Consider the following 20,295-nt stretch of genomic DNA (forward strand, 5'->3'; position numbering starts at 1 on the left):
TTTTGACTTTGTCTACATGTTTTATAAAAGACTTCAATATTGATTAATTTCGGTGCAATTTCATGAGGGTGAGCGTCATTTGTTCAACGTCTCCGTCATTTTGTAGACGTTCAATCAAGTTTCCATCTTGAAGAAATAAGATTTCATTGCCCGTTTCAGCAGCAACGTCCATCATATGAGTCGAGAAGACAACAATCGTACCCTCAGATTTTAATTGTTCGATGATTTGTACAAATTGATTAATCCAATAAGGATCAAGACCATTCGTTGGTTCATCAAGAATGAGGACGGTTGGTTTTGAGAGAATTGCCTGTCCAAATATAAGTCTTTGTCTCATCCCTTTTGATAAGCTTTTAACGAGCTTTTTTCTTTTGTCCTCAAGACCGATTTGGATGAGCACTTCATCAATCCTTTGTTTCTCAACTTTTCGTAGTGCTCCATAAAACTGAAGAAATTCTTCTACTGTCATTAGAGCTTGTGCTTGAAAATCATCAGGCATAAAGCCAATTTCCCTTAGATAGCTCGTACGATCAAGATGCATTTCCCTCCCATTAATGGCCGTTGTGCCGGTTGTAGGCTGAAGAATGCCAGCTATGCACTGCAGCAATGTGCTTTTTCCCGCTCCATTCCCACCACAGAGAACGATGCATTCTCCTGATGACGCTTCAATTGAGCAAGGAAACAGGGCTGTATGTTGCTTATATGTTTTAGAAATTTGTGTCACTTGTAATGTCATCGGCGTTTCCTCCATTCTAAAAAGCTCATTGAAGCAATTAAAGTAAAGGTTAGGAACATAATGTTGTATAAAAACTGTACAAGAAACCCTGAAGCTGAATGCAATAAAGTCATTAAGGAATCATAGGACTGTCCAAACACAGACCCTGCATCCATGGAGACAACAAAAGAAACACGGACAAACTCCGCCGGGTTTATAAACGTTAAGACGGTTAAAGTAGGTGCAATTAAATTATATGGTAGAAATCCTAAAATGCTGATTAGTGCAATGGGCCAAATCATAATAAAGAAGAACCATACTATTACTGATATTGATAAAGCCTGCCATCTTGAAGCACATGCAGATCCAATGACAAACCCGATAATAAGGAAATAAAAAATAAGCGAAATCGAAAATAAATAAATCGCCCATAACCAACTACTTAAAAACTCCACGCCGAAAAGAAGCCCAATGGCAAGACTAACCCCAAAGCTAAAGGTGAAAACAATAATTTGAGCAACTAGTTGACCAGCTATTTTTCCTACTAAATAGGCTAAGGAGCTAATTGGATAAGTATTCAACAACTTCCATTGCCCACTTTCAATTTCATTTGCAATTGAAAAAGAACCAATGATGAGCATAAATAAGGGCAGAATATACAGAGCGATATTGGCAATCGTACCTGTCATATTTGTATAACCAGAAACAGACGGTGCATTATGCTGCAATAAAAACAGCAAGAGGAGGACGGTTACCCATAGGATAAGAAAAGAGTAATAGGAATTTTGTCGAATTGTCATCCGAATTTCGGATCGTAAAATATTCCACATCGTATTTCCTCCTTTCAATCAAAATTTAAAAAATCAAGGGCTACCCTTTAAGAGGAAAGCCCTTATTTACTACTTAATGTGTATCTCCATGATCATGGTGTTCTTCTTCGTGATGGTCACCGTGTTCTTCTCCATGATTTTCTCCATGATGATGATCATGATCATGGGAATGTTCCATATCAGGGTTTTGTGGCCAATCATGATTGTTTAACTCTTCATAGGACATGATTGTACCTTTTCCGTGATCCTCCACAAACCTTTTAGCTGAAGCGTCGTCTTTAAATGAGACCACATTGTAAGCCATTGGAGTTTTAATGTCTTCGTCATAAACATATGATGCATTCTCTACTAGAATCCATTCTTTGTCATTATAATCACGTACAAATGAGCCAGCAATTTCATCGTCGCTTGTGGCAAACCAATCATACATGCATCCTACATCATCAAAAACGAGTGAGCGGCCGTTATCAAGTACAACCTGAGTGGCAAATTCATTGTCTAACACTTGCATGTTGCATACTTCACACGTATCTGTTGCTTCATTAATAGCAACTGGCTGTACCTCTTCCTTTCCACATGCAGCTAAGAAGAGCATGGCAATCATGAATCCAACTATGGTTTTCATTTTTTTCGTCATTTTATCTTTTCCTCCCTAAATAATATATACTTCCACTGATAATCAACATTGTGATACTCATTGCCCATAGTATACCTTTTGAGGATGATTCTTTTTCAACGAGTAAAGATGTTTCCATTAAAGGCTCCGTGTCATGAAGAATCAGCTCCGGTGGACTAGTGAGCATATTTTGCAGTATGAGCATTCCTGGTGCTTGGAAAAAAAGTTGATATGGCGGGACTTTCTCAGTAATTGATAGGAAATAAGGATCTGTTGCATAAACAATATTGCTTATACCATCACCATCAATGTCAACTTTGTCTGCCATATCCCAATAGTTTTGCTGTAATTCGTTGTCTGCACTCTCAATTGCTTGTACATCATTTACATTCCCAGCAAAATTGTTACGCTTCACTTCGTTTTGACTTGATCGCATAAACTGCATCCCCATAAAGTTATTGATGATGGAGTTTGTATGTACGATGTTGTGATTGGCGTCTTCAATATAAATTCCGATACGATTGGAAAAGAACTCATTTTCGGTTATTTCATTACGTTCTGCAAGAAACAATAAGAGCCCCTGTGCATTAACATTACGAGCATTTGCTAAAAACTGATTTTGATGCACGATCGTTTGGTTTGATTGCATAATCATCGCACCTGTTACATTTGCTTCAGAAGTGTTTTGAATTAATTGGTTTTCATTTGAAAACATGAGATGCATCCCATATCGTGAACGTATCATTTGATTAGAAAGTAAGGTGTTCTGGTTGCTCTGTTCTAAATAAATCGCATCTGACACATTAGCAATGCGATTGGTTTTCATTTCGTTTTTACTAGATTTCCACAAATCTACGCCGTTTCCACGTCTTCTCCCGATCAAATCATTTTCAAGTAAGACGACTTCATGGGCATCATTCAAACGTATACCATATCTTCTGAATTCAAGTGAGAGATTGATAAGCTGATGCAAATTTCCAGTGACGTAAATAGCTGTTGATTCATCCACTTCGCTACAATGCTCAATCTTTAGATTTTCAATTGTAACAGAGCTACCAGAAATCGAAAGAACAGGCTTTTCAAGGCATGATCTAATGAGCACATCACCTTCACCACGAAGATGGATTGGTCGCTCAATTGAGAGGTTTTCCTCGTATTCTCCTTCATTTATCACTATGGTTGCTCCACTTTCGGCTTGATCAATTTTTTCTTGAATCGATTCAGCAAAAATAGAATGTGGTGAAAACATTATAAATGCAAGTAGAGTCATCCAAAATAACATCGCTTTCATACTCTTCACCCCTTCCACGTCCAAGTTTTACTATATAGGAAAAATGTGAAGGATGTTTGAAGACTTTTTATACATTTTTTGATGAGGTTAATGATAGAAAAGGCGGAGAATTAAGACTTTTAATAAAATGTAAAAAACACCTCACTTTTTACTTTTAATACCATAATTATAGTAAATTATTCCCTCGTGAGAAAAAAATAATCGTGATAAGTTAATACTATTAATTTTGAAAGGATAGGATTATTGAATGGTGTTTAAATCTATTAAAGGAAAGTTGATGTTGTTTTTTGCAACGTTGATTTTTATCATTCTTGTTGCAGTTAGTTATTTTGTCATTTTTCAAGTAAAACAACAAATAACAGAAGATGTTAAAGATGATTCGGCAAGTATTGTTTCTCAAATGAACCATACACTGCAATTGTATTTAGAAAAGTATGGGATGAGTATGAAGTTTTTTTCTAAAAGTAATGGAATAGTCGATTCTATTGCTGCCTCAAATGCTGGAGAGGAATTTGATCGTGACGCACTTAGTAGAGAGTTAGATACCTTTCTAGAAGTAAATGCTTCAGTAACATCTGTTTATTCTGTAGCAGCAATCAGTGAAGAGCTATTGATTAAACCAGAATTTGATACCTCGAACTTTGACCCAACTTCCAGGGAGTGGTACCAAGCAGCGATCGCTTCTCCTGGTGAATTTATTTTCAGTGAACCGTATGAAGATGCCTCTACGAATGAATTAGTCGTTACTGCTTCAATTACGATTGAAGATGAATCTGACGTCATTGGTGTAATGGGAATCGACTTCTTATTAACGGACTTAGCAAACATGATAAAAGATGTGAACATTTCTTATGAAGGTACTCCTCTAGTCATTTCAGCACAAGGACTACCAATTGTTGATGAGTTAGAAGGTGAACATAGCTATGAGAACATTCTATCTCAAGAGGAAGGAACAGTCATTGATGGTGACTTATCGATTATGTTTGAGACAGTTCCGACAGCAGGATGGAAAGTAGGCGCAATCTATCAAGAAGAAAATTTAATGGAAAGTGCAAACAAAACACGAAATATTATTATATTCACATCATTTATTGCTCTTATTGTTGCGATGGCTGCTACATATGTAATTTCATCAAGAATGACGAAGCCAATTAAGCAATTACAGGAAGGAGTGAACCTCGTTTCAAATGGAGATTTACGTGCAACCGTAAATGTACATACAAAGGATGAAATAGGCCAGCTGGCGGAAGGTTTTAATAAAATGGTGGCGAGTATGCGCTCAGCCTTGACCGTTGTTGACGGTTCTGTAAAAGATGTGAAAGAATCTGCGGAAAGTTTAAGTGCTGTTTCTGAAGAAACTAATGCTTCAAGTGAAGAGGTAGCAGCTGCAATCAGCCAGATTGCTAAAGGTGCGATGCAATCAGCTGAAGAGGCAGAGCTTGTGAATAAGCAATCGGGGCAATTAAGTGCTCAAATTAATGAAATCACTGAGAAGACAATTGAAATGACTGAGAAGACAAAGCAGGCAAGCGAAATGAATCATGCCGGCATGCTACAAGTAGGACAATTAAAAAGTTCATTCACCATATCACAAGAATACATGGATTCAACAGAAAAGGTGTTCTCTACGCTTGATCAAAACATCAATCAAATTGAAAATATCATGACAACGATTACTGAAATTAGTGCGCAAACGAATTTATTAGCATTAAATGCAAGCATTGAAGCTGCTCGGGCAGGAGAGCATGGAAAAGGTTTTGCCGTTGTTGCAGAGGAAGTGCGCAAACTTGCAGAACAATCTGTTGTGGCGACTGATGAGGTTAAAGGAACGATTTTAGATATCCAAAACAGTTCGAATCAAGCGATGGAGTCTATGGATAAAACAAAACATACATTCAAACAGCAGGAAGAAGCAGTTACACATACAGAAGTTACGTTTACTAAAATTGCTCAGTTTGTGGAAGAAATGCAAGCATCCATTAAACAAATTTCAACTGACATTTTGGTAGTCGCACATAGTAAAGATGACGTGATGAATACCATTCACAGTATGGCATCTATGGCTCAGGAGGCTGCAGCAGCAAGTGAAGAAGTCAGTGCATCAACAGATGAGCAATTGATTGCTATTCAAGCAGTGGCAAACTCGGCAGAACAATTAACGAACTTAAGTCAAGATTTACAAGAAATAGTTGATCAATTTAAGATAAATGATTAACAGAAAGAGCTCCTAGTTATAGGGGCTTTTTTTTGAAGAATGGATGTTGTGGTAAGGTAAATGGAGTGATTGTATGATCAAGCATCGTTTTAATCGATTGGATTGTAACGAAGAGACTCTTGCTCTAAAAAGAGACAACTGAAAGCGGTTATTTTTCCGTCTAGCTAGCCACTTGTGGCCATATGCTAAAGACAGATAGATAGTAGAATTCCCTGCGGTCTTGTTTTAGGTTTGAGGTCTACAGGACGTGGGTCATGCCAATATTGCCACACGATGCTTTTTCTTAATTCTATGTAAAAACGTATAAGGAAAGGTGATGAAGGTTGAATACGGCTGATGAACTAGCTACAATAGTATGTATTAAAAACTATGTATTAAAAACTGCTTTTTTTGAAAACCTCCTCTGAAGGGAAGACACATATGAATCAAACAAGAAAGATAACAGAGGGAGCCGTTACATTAGCCATATTTCTCGTCATGTTGATGATGACGCTATATGTACCACTTCTATCGATTGTTGTTCAATTCTTTTTAGCGATGCCATTTATGGTCTATACTGCTCGTCATTCGAGAAAGGATGGCGCTCTTTTTCTTGTAGCAGCATTGCTCTTATCGATGATGATTGGCTCATTTCTTGGATTAGTAATGGGGCTCTTATATGGAGTAGTTGGATTTATTACAGGTGAATTTATTCGTGCTAAAAAATCTAAGCTAGAAATTTATATGGCTAGTTCTATTGCTTTTCTGCTAATCCTCGTGTTAAGCTATGCAGCTATGTCCTTGTTATTCCAAATTAATTTTATTGACGATATGATGAATGTAATGAAGGAATCTCTTTCAACCTCCCGCAATATGTTAGAGTCAATGGGGCAGGATGTAACAGGTGCTGTTCAAATGTTTGAAGGCGGGATCGAAATGGTTGCAATCCTAATGCCTAGCTTGATGATTATGATATCGTTTGTCAATGTATTCCTAGTCCAACTTATTTCTTTCCCATTGATGAGACGTTTGCAAATCGATATACCGAAATGGCCACCATTTCACAGTGTAAGCTTACCTAAAAGCATTATATGGTATTATTTACTTGTCTTGCTTGGTCAATTGCTCTTACAGCCTGAGCAGGGGACGATGCTGTTTACAGCCATTTTCAACGCATCCTTTTTGCTGCAAATGATCTTAGTTGTGCAAGGGTTTGCATGTATCGCTTACATAAGTCATATAAAAGGAATGACGAAGGCTATACCGATTACACTCTTTGTGTTTTCGTTTTTATTCCCGTTTCTCCTTTATATTGTAAGTTTATTAGGTATAATTGATTTAGGTTTCGATTTAAGAAAAAGAATGAAAAAATAACACTGCTGATTAGGAGCTGAAAAAATGCCTTCTTATTTAGAAAAGCGATCCATTCGTTTTCCAATATACGGGCTATTGGCAATTACAATTGTGCTTCTGATTATTCTAGCCTTTTATCAATGGATCATCTCTCTAGTTGGCTTGCTATTGATTACGATTCCTTTTGTTTATTTCATTAAGCTTGATCGTGCATTTCGCATAGAAACTGAAGAGTATATCTCCACCTTATCGTATCGTGTGAAAAAGGTTGGAGAAGAAGCCTTAATGGAAATGCCAATTGGAATTATGCTTATTAATGATGATTATTATGTTGAATGGACGAATCCTTTTCTAGTGTCCTGTTTTAATGAGGACTCTATAGTAGGTCGTTCGTTGTATGATGTCGCAGATTCATTGATTCCAATTATTAAACAAGAAGTGGAGACAGAAGTCATAACGTTACATGATCGCAAGTTTCGCGTTATACATAAAACGGAAGAGCGATTGTTGTACTTTTTTGATGTCACTGAACAAACAGAGATTGAAAAATTATATGAAGAAGAGCGTACGGTAATCGCATTTATCTTTTTAGATAACTATGATGATATGACGCAAGGGATGGACGATCAACAACGAAGCAGCCTGAATAGCCTCGTGACATCACTGTTGAATAAATGGGCTGTTGAGAATGGTTTATTTTTCAAACGCGTTTCGTCCGACCGATTTATTGCAGTATTTAATGAGCAAATCTTGCTTCAGTTGGAAAAAGATAAATTTACAATTTTAGATGAAGTAAGGGAAAAAACATCAAAAGAAAACGTCCCCCTTACACTAAGTATTGGTGTAGGTACAGGTGTATCTGCATTGCCAGAACTAGGTACGCTTGCTCAATCAAGCCTTGATCTTGCATTAGGAAGAGGAGGAGATCAAGTCGCGATTAAGCAAACGAATGGAAAAGTTAAGTTTTACGGTGGTAAGACGAACCCAGTAGAAAAGCGAACCCGTGTCCGTGCTCGTGTCATTTCTCACGCATTGAGAGAACTTGTCATTGAAAGTGACAAAGTTATTATTATGGGTCATAAACGCCCGGATATGGATGCAGTAGGTGCCGCGATTGGTATTCAAAAAGTTGCACAAATGAATCATCGAGAAGGGTATATTGTCATGAACTTTGATGATTTAGATATAAGTGTCCAACGCTTAATGGAGGAAATCTCTAAGAATGAGAAACTCTATTCGAAATTCATTACACCAGAACAAGCTCTGGATATGGCATCTGAGGATACATTATTAGTCATTGTTGACACACACAAGCCTTCAATGGTGATCGAGGAAAGATTGTTAAATAAAATTCATAACGTAGTTGTCATTGACCATCATCGTCGTGGGGAAGACTTTATTAAAAACCCTCTCCTTGTCTATATGGAGCCATATGCTTCCTCGACTGCCGAGCTCGTGACGGAATTGTTGGAATATCAGCCGAAAACGAGTAAAATTGAAATGTTAGAAGCAACAGCGTTACTAGCAGGAATCATTGTTGACACGAAGAGCTTCTCCTTAAGGACAGGGGCAAGAACGTTTGATGCAGCTTCGTATTTACGAGGTCAAGGTGCGGATACGGTCCTTGTACAGAAGTTCTTAAAGGAAGATGTTGAAACCTATATTCAACGTTCAAAAATTATTGAAACGGTTGCGTTTTATCGCAATGGTGTTGCGATTGCAAAGGGAGATCCGAGTCAAGTGTATGATCAAGTCGTCATCGCACAAGCTGCAGATACATTGCTATCAATGGACGGTGTTGTTGCCTCCTTTGTTATCTCTTATCGTTCGGAAAATTTGATCGGTGTCAGCGCGCGTTCGCTTGGTGATATTAACGTACAAATCATTATGGAAAACCTTGAAGGTGGAGGGCATTTAACGAATGCAGCAACTCAGCTTGAAGACCTTTCCATTGAAGATGTTGAAATAAGACTAAAAGAAACACTTGATGATTACTTTGAAGGGAGAAAGAAAGAATGAAAGTCATTTTCTTAAAAGATGTTAAAGGAAAAGGAAAAAAAGGCGAAGTAAAAAATGTAGCAGATGGGTATGCACAAAACTTTCTCATTAAACAAGGTTTGGCGGTAGAAGCCAATCAAGCAAGTGTTAGCCAATTAAATGCACAAAAGAAAAAGCAAGAAAAGCTGGCTGAAGAAGAGCTAGAAGACGCAAAAAAACTAAAAGAAACGATGGAGAAGCTTACGGTTGAATTTGCAACAAAAGCGGGAGATGCAGGTCGCTTATTCGGCTCTATTACGAGCAAGCAAATTGCTGAAGAACTTCACAAAACACATAAAATTAAAATTGATAAACGTAAAATTGAAATGGACGATGCAATTCGTACATTAGGCTATACAAAAGTACCTGTTAAACTTCATACAGAAGTGACAGCGACAATTAATGTTCATGTAAAAGAAGCAAACTAATAAATAAAATGTGATCGGTTAGAAGCTGATCACATTTTTTCTACTAGCGGTCTAAGAATGTCCCTACTGAATGGGATGATTAAAGGGGGGATCGTCATGAGTGATTTATTTGCAGATCGCCTTCCTCCACAAAATCAGGAGGCAGAGCAGGCGGTAATAGGTGCAATTTTTCTTGAGCCTTCTGCATTAACATTAGCATCAGAAATTTTAATACCAGAGGACTTTTACCGAGGGGCACACCAAAAAATCTTTAATGTGATGCTAAAGCTAAATGACCAAGGGAAAGCGGTCGATTTAGTTACTGTCATGGAAGAACTCAACGCTGCAAAGCTACTTGAAGACACAGGCGGTGTGAGTTATTTAAGTGAGCTGGCTAGTTCTGTTCCGACAGCAGCAAATATTGAATATTATGCAAAAATTGTTGAAGAGAAATCTCTGCTTAGAAGATTGATTCGTACAGCAACAAACATTGCTCAGGATGGATATAGCCGCGAGGATGAAGTCGAGTCTCTTCTAGGTGAAGCCGAGAAAAGCATACTTGAAGTTTCGCAACGGAAAAATGCCGGTGCCTTCCACAATATTAAAGATGTACTCGTACGTACTTATGACAATATTGAAGTGATGCATAATCGCAAAGGCGACATTACAGGAATCGCAACAGGGTTCTCTGAGCTTGATAAGATGACAGCAGGCTTCCAGCGAAATGATTTGATCATCGTTGGAGCACGTCCATCTGTTGGTAAAACAGCATTTGCCTTAAATATTGCACAAAATGTCGCTGTGAAAACGGAGGAAAATGTGGCGATCTTCAGTCTTGAGATGGGTGCGGAGCAGCTTGTCATGCGGATGCTTTGTGCAGAAGGAAATATTGATGCACAGCGCCTTCGTACAGGTTCTTTAACAGACGATGATTGGGGAAAGCTTACAATGGCAATGGGGAGCCTTTCAAATGCTGGGATTTTTATTGATGATACACCTGGCGTTCGTATTACCGAAATTCGCTCTAAGTGCCGTCGTTTAAAGCAGGAGCACGGTCTAGGGATGATCTTAATTGATTATCTACAATTAATTTTAGGAAGTGGTCGTACTGGCGAAAACCGCCAGCAAGAGGTTTCGGAAATCTCTCGTTCCTTAAAAGCATTGGCACGTGAATTACAAGTGCCAGTCATTGCCTTAAGTCAGCTTTCCCGTGGAGTGGAGCAAAGGCAGGACAAGCGTCCAATGATGTCTGACATTCGTGAATCAGGGAGTATCGAGCAAGATGCTGACATCGTAGCCTTTCTATACAGGGATGATTATTACGACAAAGAATCAGAAGACAAAAATATTATCGAAATCATCATTGCTAAGCAAAGGAATGGGCCTGTTGGTACCGTTCAACTCGCATTCGTGAAAGAATACAATAAATTCGTCAACCTTGAGAAAAGGTTCGATGACTCATATGCCCCACCAGGAGCGTAATGAACAATGAACCCGCAGCAAAAATTTGCTGCGGGTTTTTTATTGATGGGATCTGTAAGGTAATAGTACAGGTTCGTAAATACACTGATTTTCTCTGAATAAATACACATACTAATACGAGTATAAGATTGTTCGTGTTTAATTGTGGCAAGAAACACTATCTATAAACCTATATTACGAACATCTAATTTATTTTTTTATAAAATCGTTCGTGTTTTATTGACTTTTATGCAATAAAACTGTTAGAATTAGGTTGTTTGAAAATGGTTTACGTAAAAACCTCGGAGGTGCTTTTATAAATGTCATCAGTAGTGGTTGTTGGAACACAGTGGGGAGACGAAGGAAAAGGGAAGATTACAGATTTTCTTTCGGAAAACGCAGAGGTAATTGCTCGCTATCAAGGCGGTAATAATGCAGGACATACAATAAAATTTAACGGTGAAACGTATAAACTACACTTAATTCCATCAGGAATATTTTATTCAGATAAAACATGTGTAATTGGCAATGGAATGGTTGTTGATCCAAAAGCACTTGTAAAAGAGCTAGCTTATTTACATGATAAGAACGTAACGACAGATAATCTACGCATTAGCAATCGTGCCCATGTTATTCTTCCGTATCATTTGAAATTGGATGAAGTCGAAGAAGAACGAAAAGGTGCGAACAAAATTGGTACTACGAAAAAGGGAATTGGCCCAGCTTACATGGATAAAGCAGCACGTTGTGGCATTCGGATTGCAGATTTATTAGACTTTGATGTTTTTAAAGAAAAGCTAGAGCGCAACTTAGAAGATAAAAACCGTGTGTTAGAGCGTATTTATGAAACCGATGGCTTTAGTCTAGGAGATATTTTAGAAGAATACTATGAATACGGACAGCAAATTAAAAAATACGTTTGTGATACTTCTGTTGTATTAAATGATTCATTAGATGAAGGTAAACGTGTTCTATTCGAAGGTGCTCAAGGGGTTATGCTTGATATTGATCAAGGTACATACCCATTTGTTACGTCTTCAAATCCAGTTGCTGGAGGAGTAGCGATAGGATCTGGAGTTGGCCCAACAAAAATTAAACATGTTGTAGGTGTTTCAAAAGCATATACGACACGAGTTGGAGATGGTCCATTTCCAACAGAACTAAATAATGAAATTGGAGACCAAATCCGTGAGGTTGGCCGAGAGTATGGAACGACTACTGGGCGTCCTCGCCGTGTAGGTTGGTTTGATAGTGTTGTTGTTCGTCATGCACGTCGTGTAAGTGGTATTACTGATCTTTCATTAAACTCAATCGATGTCCTAACAGGCATTGAGAAATTAAAGATTTGTACAGCTTACAAATACGAAGGGAAAGTAATTGAAGAATTCCCTGCAAGTTTGAACATTCTTTCAAAATGTGAGCCTGTTTATGAAGAACTACCTGGCTGGACAGAGGACATTACTGGTTGTCAGTCACTAGGTGAGTTACCAGCAAACGCGCGCCACTATTTAGAGAGAATCGCACAATTAACAGGAATTCCACTATCGATTTTCTCTGTTGGCCCGGATCGTAAGCAAACAAACATTGTAAGAAGTCCTTGGAGAAACTAACCTTCATTTAATCGCTCTTTTCGAAAGAAAAGAGCGATTTTCTTAAGTATATAGAGAGAATATGAAAACGGTTTAATTTTTTTCACGAAAAGTATTGTGCAATACTTTCTTCTGTGATATTATAAAAAACGTCGCTGAGATAAGAACTTAAAAACGAAGCGAATCATCCATTTTCTTTATAGATGGCCCCTTGGTCAAGCGGTTAAGACACCGCCCTTTCACGGCGGTAACACGGGTTCGAATCCCGTAGGGGTCACCATTTACATAGATAGAATAAAAAGTGGTCCGGTAGTTCAGTTGGTTAGAATGCCTGCCTGTCACGCAGGAGGTCGCGGGTTCGAGTCCCGTCCGGACCGCCATTTTTTATTTTCAGAGATTTTTTAATAGAAGCTCTTTTAAATAAATTAGATCTATTTAGGAAACACTTATAGTGATATATGGCTCAGTAGCTCAGTCGGTAGAGCACGATGAATTTGCATCAATGAAAAGGCATCCAGCACACCGGTTGACGAAAGCAACTTCGAAAAGCTTCAAGAGAGAGGCAATCGGGGTGAAGGTAATGGGCAAGCAAGAAGTTTAGGAAAACAATATTATATATGGCTCAGTAGCTCAGTCGGTAGAGCACGATGAATTTGCATCAATGAAAAGGCATCCAGCACACCGGTTGACGAAAGCAACTTCGAAAAGCTTCAAGAGAGAGGCAATCGGGGTGAAGGTAATGGGCAAGCAAGAAGTTTAGGAAAACAATATTATATATGGCTCAGTAGCTCAGTCGGTAGAGCACGATGAATTTGCATCAATGAAAAGGCATCCAGCACACCGGTTGACGAAAGCAACTTCGAAAAGCTTCAAGAGAGAGGCAATCGGGGTGAAGGTAATAGACAAGCATGAAGTTTAGGAAAACAATATCATATATGGCTCAGTAGCTCAGTCGGTAGAGCAAAGGACTGAAAATCCTTGTGTCGGCGGTTCGATTCCGTCCTGAGCCATCTTGAAAGCTGTCGATCGAATTTTCGATCGACAGCTTTTTTAATTACATTAAGAATGCCTAAAAATAGTGATGATCTATTATTCTTTTGAAAAATGAATTCTTAATATTACAAAAAATATAAAGTTTGTAATGAAGGATGTCGAAGAGGTTGTGATTATTTATTTGGATTTAAGGCTAAAAAAACTTGTCATGAAGCCATTTATAGTAGGTTTCATCGGTTGCTTTGATAGAATGTAAAGTCACTATTAAAGTAATATAATGTCAGTTATTATACAATTTTGTTACATTGTTGGGTCTAATTGTCCATTTTTTATTCCCGTATGATACATTAAAGAAGTGTGAAAAGAACCAATAGATAAATAGAATCAAAAAAATAGATTTGTATGTAAAGTAGTATAGGGGGCTTTAGAAATGAGAAGCGAGAGAAAGACACTAACTACTAATACAGGACAAACATCGATGATGCATCACCTAACAAAAGTCATTTTTACTGTATTAGCCGTTCTGGTACTAACTGTAACAAGCGGAGGATCTGCACTTGCAGCAGATGATAAATTTACAACAGTTTTTCATGTATACATGGATAAAGAATACATAGGCACGGTCTCTGATAAAGAAGTCATAGATGACTATGTCAAGAATGAAATAAAAGCACTAAACTCCTCATATGATGGAGTCAAATTAGCGTTAGGATCGAATCTAGCATACATACCTGAGCATGTATTTAACTTTCAGTCGTCAGTCATGAATGAAGCAGCTTTATCGAAAGTGAAGAATGAATTATCCATTAAAGCCGATGCAGCTACTTTGTTAGTGAATGGCGATCCTGTTGTGTTCTTGAAAGATACGGAAGCAGCAAATCAAGTGATGAAACATCTAAAGTTAAAATATGTTTCTGAGGAAGTTTATAATCAGGTACAACAGAGAAAAACGGACACTACGAGTCTATTACCCGAAATAGAAAAAAATGAAACTCGTATATTAGACGTTTTATTCGAGGAAGAAGTTTCTATTTCTTTTAAAAAAGTTCACCCAAATGAAATACTAGCAGTTGAAGATGCTATCACCTTATTAGAAAAAGGAACATTAGAAGAAAAAAAATATGAAGTTCAAGAAGGAGATGTACTTGGCAGCATCGCTGTTGATCATAACTTAAAAACGAAAGAGCTACTCCAGTTAAACCCATCTCTTAAAGAAGATTCATTGCTTAAAATCGGACAAGAACTAAATGTCACCTATTTAAACCCAGCTGTCCAAGTTGTGATTCATAAAGAAGCGAATGCAACAGAAGAAGTCGCATATGAAAATGAAGTGGTAGAAAACGCTTCAATGTTAAAAGGCGATACAAAAGTGAAGCAGCAAGGTCAAAACGGAGAACGTAATGTAACGTATCGAATTGTCGAAAAAAATGGCGTAGTAGCTAATAAAGAAGTTATTTCAGAATCGACTCTTAAAGAGCCTGTTGCGCATATCGTTGAAAAAGGTACGAAGGTTGTCCCATCACGTGGGGATGGAACGTTTGCTTGGCCAACAAATGGAGGTTATGTTTCTAGCCATGTAGGGTATAGATGGGGAAGCATGCATAAAGGAATTGACATTGCACGACCAAGCAACCGAACAATTAAGGCCGCAGATAATGGAAAAGTTGTTTCAGCTGGATGGGATGGTGGTTATGGCAATAAAATCATTATCGACCACCAAAATGGATTTAGAACAGTCTATGCACATTTAGCATCTATGTCTGTAAGCGTTGGACAAACCGTATCAAAAGGTTCGGCAATTGGTGTTATGGGATCAACAGGTCACTCAACAGGCGTCCACCTACATTTTGAAATGTACAAAAATGGACAATTGCAAAATCCATTAAACTATCTTCGATAAATGAAGCGTAATAAGTAGAGGAGTCTCTAGTAAACCTAGAGGCTTTTCTTATTTGAAAACCTAGTACTGTTTGATAATGGACCGGTTTCTTGCACATTTCATAGTTGAGAATCATTTCCTGTCTTCTGCAAAAAGATGATTTCTATTATACAAAATGGTAAAGTAAAGAAGATACCATTAAATGCAATGCAATTTTTACTATACATGTTAATAAAGTTGATTAAGAAAGAGGAGAGAGCCATGGATAAGAAAATACTAGTAGTAGACGATGAAAAACCAATTGCAGATATTCTGCAATTTAATTTATCAAAAGAAGGCTTTGACGTTCATTGTGTATACGATGGCAACTCTGCCATTGAAAAAGTAGAAGAAATCAAGCCTGACATGATTTTATTAGATATAATGCTTCCACAAAAGGATGGCATTGAAGTATGTCGCGAAGTTCGTAAAAAGTATGACATGCCAATTATTATGCTTACCGCAAAAGATTCAGAAATAGATAAGGTACTTGGATTAGAGCTTGGGGCAGATGACTATGTAACAAAACCTTTTAGCACGCGTGAATTGATTGCCCGTGTAAAAGCGAATTTGCGTAGACATCAGCAAATTGCCGAAAAAGCAGGAGAAGAACCTGAAACGAATGAAATTGAAATTGGCTCATTGGTCATCCACCCTGATGCATACATCGTTTCGAAGCGCGGTGAAACAATTGAATTGACCCATCGTGAATTTGAGCTGCTTCACTATTTAGCGAAGCATATCGGTCAAGTCATGACGAGAGAGCATTTATTGCAAACCGTATGGGGTTATGACTATTACGGAGATGTACGTACAGTAGACGTAACCGTAAGAAGATTAAGAGAAAAAATTGAAGACAACCCTAGTCATCCAACATGGATTGTAACAAGACGTGGGGTAGGTTATTATCTACGCAACCCTGAACAGGAGTAACGTTTTTCATGAATAAAAAGGTTGGTTTCTTTCGTTCCATTCATTTAAAGTTTGTGATCATCTATGTACTATTAATTTTAATCGCTGTACAAACCATTGGTGTGTACTTTATGAGGCAGCTAGAACATACACTAAAGGATAATTTTAGGACGACCATCGATGATCGAGTGTCTTTGCTTTCATTTTATATGGTAGAACAAATGACAAGAGAGAGATCTACAGAGCAAGATGGTGAATTGACATTAGAGCAAGAGGTCGATCGCTTATTGCAAGACTTTGGAACTGAGGACATCATCGAAGTTCGTGTAATTGAAGCAGAAAACTCAAGAATTCTAGGGACCTCAAGCGATGATAACGAGGGGTATGTAGGTCAACGGAACAATGAACTTCTAGTTCGACGTACATTGGCTACGCAACAAGAGGAAAGCGATGATTTTATTAATCCACAAACCGGTAATCGACTTTGGGTCTTATCTACACCGATTAAGGATAACAATGATGAGGTTATCGGTGCGATTTATGTAGAAGCGAATATCGAAAATGTGTATGAGCAAATGAAAGAAATTAACAATATTTTCATCTCTGGGACCGGCATCGCTTTACTTGGAACGGTCATTTTAGGAATCCTTTTATCACAAACGATTTCCCGACCGATTTCTGATATGAGAAAGCAGGCTCTTGCGATGGCGAAAGGGAATTTCTCAAGGAAGGTAAAGGTATACGGAGATGACGAAATTGGGCAGCTTGCCAATACGTTTAACAACTTAACGAAAAAACTCCAGGATGCACAAGCAACGACAGAAGGTGAACGGAGAAAGCTCTCATCTGTCCTCTCTTATATGACAGATGGTGTCATTGCAACGGATCGAAAGGGTCGTGTCATCCTTATTAACGAACCAGCGCTAAAGATGTTAAATGTTTCACGTGAAACAGTGCTTTCAACCTCGATTGTCACGCTTTTAGAGATAGAGAATGAATATACATTTGAAGAGCTTTTGGTTGAGCAAGATTCAATCATATTGGATATTGACCATCATACGAGCTCATCCTTGATCTTAAGGGCGAACTTTTCTGTCATACAAAAGGAAACAGGATTTGTGAACGGTTTGATCACTGTTCTTCATGATATTACTGAGCAGGAAAAGATCGATATGGAACGACGAGAGTTTGTTGCAAATGTTTCGCATGAGCTGCGTACACCACTAACAACGATGCGTAGCTATTTAGAAGCATTAGCAGAAGGAGCTTGGCAGGATAAGGAAATTGCTCCACGCTTTTTAAATGTAACACAGACAGAAACGGAAAGAATGATTCGCTTAGTCAATGACTTGCTGCAACTTTCAAAAATGGACAGCAAGGACTATCGCCTAACGAGAGAAATTGTGGACTTTATCTTTTTCTATAACCGCATCATCGACCGATTTGAATTTACAAAAGAGCAAAATGTAACATTTAATCGTCGTTTACCAAATAAGGCAATATTTGTTGAGATGGATACAGATAAGCTTACACAAGTGATTGATAACATTATTTCCAATGCGATGAAATATTCCCCTGAAGGTGGAACGATTACTTTTGAAGTGGAAGAAAAAGAGACAGAAATGATCATACGGGTTTCTGACGAAGGTGTCGGCATACCGAAGGAGAATATTGAACATATATTTGACCGTTTTTATCGAGTGGATAAAGCAAGAACAAGAAAGCTAGGTGGCACAGGTCTCGGTTTAGCCATTGCCAAGGAAATGGTAGAAGCGCATGGTGGCGAAATATGGGCGAGCAGTACTGAAGGAAAAGGGACAACAATCTCCTTTAGTCTTCCATTTGTGCCTACAGTAGAGGATGATTGGGAATGACATATGAAAATATTAAATCAATCATATTAGTCATTTTAGTAGGGTTTAGTGTTGTAATGACATGGACACTCTGGACGTATCAAGGAAACTTTGAAGCTGTTGATGAAAAGCCAGCTGTTCAGGTTGACCCAATTGCAAAGGTTGAGGAAAACCTAAAACGGATCATTCGTCCACAGCAAGTGATTTTCCATATAGAAAACGATCGCCATTTTGCGACGATGAATACAGGTGAAATTGAAAAACTAATCAAAGACATCTCATCATGGTCATTCGATGAATTTGAAAATGTAACCCATACAGTAGAGAATTTATACGCATTCATGGAACGTGAAGGGAATACGGCGATTATGTATCCAGACTCTGTTCCATTTGGTTATTTTAAGAACATTATACCTGTTGCGGATAAAAATCTAGATCAGTATATGTTCGATGCAATTGTGATCGACACAAATACAGTTCAACAACAAGATGGCATAGTATACTTTATATCTACTAATTCTGAGGAAGTTTATCAGACGAGAGTGCGGTCATCTCTTATCCAAGCATTTAGAAATAAATTTTATAACGCAGCCTCATTCAATGAAAATTTTACGGAGCAATATTCCTATGAATTAAATAATGGAAAAAAACTGTTTCTACCAACTGAAGAAGTACAAATGAGCTCTTATAAATATGTTTCCCAACAGCTTGATGGAGATCTTTATAAAGGTGCATTATTTGAGGATCCTAATGTTGTGCAAAAATCTCAAACTCTTTCGGAAGAAAGATTTACAGATGAGAAGAGTATATTAAACGTTTATAAAAACATTGGTAGAATCTCATTCGTGAACTTAGCAGCTACAAACGATGGACCAGTTGATCAAACAACTCTTTTAAGAAGAAGCATTGATTATATAAACAACCATGGTGGCTGGACCAACCAATATTCTTATGCAGGAATGGGACCGGATTATATTACATTTCGGATGAGTGATTCAAAGGGATTCCCAATCTTTGATAATCGTCAGTTATCAGAAATAGAAGTGCGATGGGGTATGAACACAATTGCTGGGTATGAACGTAGCAATTTTACAATGAACCGACTTTTAGAATCGTTTAAGAGTGATCCTTTGCCGAGCGGATATGAAATCATTGAATACCTAGAAAGCAAGGATGAACTTGACATGAATTTGGTTGAAGAGATCATTCCTGGTTATAAAATGATACGTAATCCGCGTTTAATTGATCTTGAGCCATCTTGGTATTACAAATACAATGGCCAATGGGAGAATCTTGATTTAGAGGAAGAGGAGGGTGTCCAAGATGGATTGGAGTAAAATAAAAACCATCTTTATTATCGCCTTTCTTCTTTTAGATGTGTATTTGCTTTATGAATTCACTCAACTTCGTGGGGAGAATCAAATGGAACCAGCTGTAGTCGCTTCCATTGAAAACCGACTCCGAAATGATGAAATTACGTATCCTGAAATGCCAAAAACACCAGAAATAAGCATTTCGTTAAGAGCGAAACCGAAGCAGTTTACAGAGGAAGATGTTGCAAATCCAAAGCTCTCCAATCAAGATGTCAATATATTGGACGGCAAAAGGATTACTTCTGAGCTGAAACAGCCTTATGAATTAAAGGATGGATCACAAGAAGAGCTGTTAAATTTCATCCTAAATTACACGTTGTTTGGCAATGAATATAAATTTCTACGACAAAATGACAATATTATTTATTTCTATCAGCATTATGAAAACCAACTTCTGTACAATAATGCAAATGCGGAGCTGACGCTCATTTTAAACGAAGAGCAGGATAGCATCATTTCATACCGCCAATCATATCTAGAGGATATCGAAGGCAGTGAAGATTCTGAAAAGCTTATTCAGCCATTGAACGCGATAGAGGCTCTTTATAATAATAAAGCGTTGGAACCAAAGAGTACGATTACAGATGTTGAATTGATCTACTATACGTACGTAACAGGAGAGACGGCCCAAGTATTATCGCAAGCTTGGAGATTCGTTTTAGACGATGAATCTGAATTGTTCGTACACGGAGTTGAAGGTGGCGTTCTGGACTTAAATAGCAGCAGTTCGACAAACAATGAATAGTGGAGTGA

At 37.9% G+C, this 20,295-nt stretch carries 16 protein-coding genes and 3 tRNA genes; 15 read left to right on the top strand and 4 right to left on the bottom strand.

The window, feature by feature from the left end:
• Positions 1-43: 43 nt before the first annotated feature.
• From AC6F34_RS06575 to AC6F34_RS06590, 4 genes are all read right to left on the bottom strand, one after another.
• Entirely contained in the window at positions 44-736 is a 693-nt protein-coding gene (locus AC6F34_RS06575) for an ABC transporter ATP-binding protein (protein WP_500770276.1), read from the bottom strand.
• The gene (locus AC6F34_RS06580) at positions 733-1,545 is read right to left on the bottom strand and encodes an ABC transporter permease (protein ID WP_500770278.1); all 813 of its coding nucleotides are present in this window, start codon (positions 1,543-1,545) and stop codon (positions 733-735) included. The genes AC6F34_RS06575 and AC6F34_RS06580 overlap by 4 nt, the downstream gene beginning before the upstream one ends.
• 73 nt (positions 1,546-1,618) lie before the next feature.
• Positions 1,619-2,182, bottom strand: coding sequence for a nitrous oxide reductase accessory protein NosL (locus tag AC6F34_RS06585; RefSeq protein ID WP_500770280.1), 564 nt, complete (start codon positions 2,180-2,182; stop codon positions 1,619-1,621).
• 1 nt (position 2,183) lies between these two features.
• The gene (locus AC6F34_RS06590; RefSeq protein WP_500770282.1) at positions 2,184-3,452 is read right to left on the bottom strand and encodes a right-handed parallel beta-helix repeat-containing protein; all 1,269 of its coding nucleotides are present in this window, start codon (positions 3,450-3,452) and stop codon (positions 2,184-2,186) included.
• A gap of 247 nt (positions 3,453-3,699) precedes the next feature.
• Here AC6F34_RS06590 and AC6F34_RS06595 point away from each other — a divergent pair, with 247 nt between their 5' ends.
• The 15 genes from AC6F34_RS06595 (at position 3,700) to AC6F34_RS06665 (ending at position 20,287) form a co-directional block, all read left to right on the top strand.
• Complete coding sequence (locus AC6F34_RS06595; protein ID WP_500770284.1) at positions 3,700-5,667, top strand: methyl-accepting chemotaxis protein; 1,968 nt, start codon at positions 3,700-3,702, stop codon at positions 5,665-5,667.
• Positions 5,668-6,087: 420 nt separating this feature from the next.
• Positions 6,088-7,020, top strand: a complete 933-nt coding sequence (locus tag AC6F34_RS06600; RefSeq protein ID WP_500770286.1) for a YybS family protein — start codon at positions 6,088-6,090, stop codon at positions 7,018-7,020.
• Positions 7,021-7,044: 24 nt separating this feature from the next.
• Complete coding sequence (locus tag AC6F34_RS06605) at positions 7,045-9,018, top strand: DHH family phosphoesterase (RefSeq protein WP_500770288.1); 1,974 nt, start codon at positions 7,045-7,047, stop codon at positions 9,016-9,018.
• Entirely contained in the window at positions 9,015-9,464 is a 450-nt protein-coding gene (gene rplI / locus AC6F34_RS06610) for a 50S ribosomal protein L9 (RefSeq protein ID WP_500770290.1), read from the top strand. Before AC6F34_RS06605 ends, rplI begins: the two co-directional genes overlap by 4 nt.
• 96 nt (positions 9,465-9,560) lie before the next feature.
• Positions 9,561-10,925 (top strand): replicative DNA helicase, encoded by a 1,365-nt coding sequence (gene dnaB, locus AC6F34_RS06615; RefSeq protein WP_500770292.1) that lies wholly within the window; start codon positions 9,561-9,563, stop codon positions 10,923-10,925.
• Between the two features lie 299 nt (positions 10,926-11,224).
• The gene (locus AC6F34_RS06620) at positions 11,225-12,514 is read left to right on the top strand and encodes an adenylosuccinate synthase (protein WP_500770294.1); all 1,290 of its coding nucleotides are present in this window, start codon (positions 11,225-11,227) and stop codon (positions 12,512-12,514) included.
• A gap of 184 nt (positions 12,515-12,698) precedes the next feature.
• A tRNA-Glu gene (locus AC6F34_RS06625) sits at positions 12,699-12,773 on the top strand.
• Between the two features lie 23 nt (positions 12,774-12,796).
• A tRNA-Asp gene (locus tag AC6F34_RS06630) sits at positions 12,797-12,873 on the top strand.
• A gap of 71 nt (positions 12,874-12,944) precedes the next feature.
• The gene (locus AC6F34_RS06635; RefSeq protein WP_500770296.1) at positions 12,945-13,094 is read left to right on the top strand and encodes a hypothetical protein; all 150 of its coding nucleotides are present in this window, start codon (positions 12,945-12,947) and stop codon (positions 13,092-13,094) included.
• A 336-nt stretch (positions 13,095-13,430) separates the two neighbouring features.
• Positions 13,431-13,503 (top strand) — tRNA-Phe (locus AC6F34_RS06640).
• 413 nt (positions 13,504-13,916) lie between these two features.
• A complete protein-coding gene (locus AC6F34_RS06645; protein WP_500770298.1) occupies positions 13,917-15,386 on the top strand; it encodes a peptidoglycan DD-metalloendopeptidase family protein in 1,470 nt (489 codons plus the stop codon).
• Between the two features lie 240 nt (positions 15,387-15,626).
• Positions 15,627-16,337 carry a response regulator YycF gene (gene yycF / locus AC6F34_RS06650; protein ID WP_500770300.1) on the top strand — a complete coding sequence of 237 codons (711 nt, stop codon included), beginning with the start codon at positions 15,627-15,629 and terminating at the stop codon, positions 16,335-16,337.
• A gap of 8 nt (positions 16,338-16,345) precedes the next feature.
• Positions 16,346-18,190, top strand: coding sequence for a cell wall metabolism sensor histidine kinase WalK (gene walK / locus AC6F34_RS06655; RefSeq protein ID WP_500770302.1), 1,845 nt, complete (start codon positions 16,346-16,348; stop codon positions 18,188-18,190).
• The gene (locus AC6F34_RS06660; RefSeq protein WP_500770304.1) at positions 18,187-19,506 is read left to right on the top strand and encodes a YycH family regulatory protein; all 1,320 of its coding nucleotides are present in this window, start codon (positions 18,187-18,189) and stop codon (positions 19,504-19,506) included. Before walK ends, AC6F34_RS06660 begins: the two co-directional genes overlap by 4 nt.
• Positions 19,493-20,287 (top strand): two-component system regulatory protein YycI, encoded by a 795-nt coding sequence (locus tag AC6F34_RS06665; RefSeq protein ID WP_500770306.1) that lies wholly within the window; start codon positions 19,493-19,495, stop codon positions 20,285-20,287. Before AC6F34_RS06660 ends, AC6F34_RS06665 begins: the two co-directional genes overlap by 14 nt.
• The last annotated feature ends 8 nt before the right edge of the window (positions 20,288-20,295 follow it).

It is taken from the genome of Niallia sp. CD-39 (genome assembly GCF_059874745.1).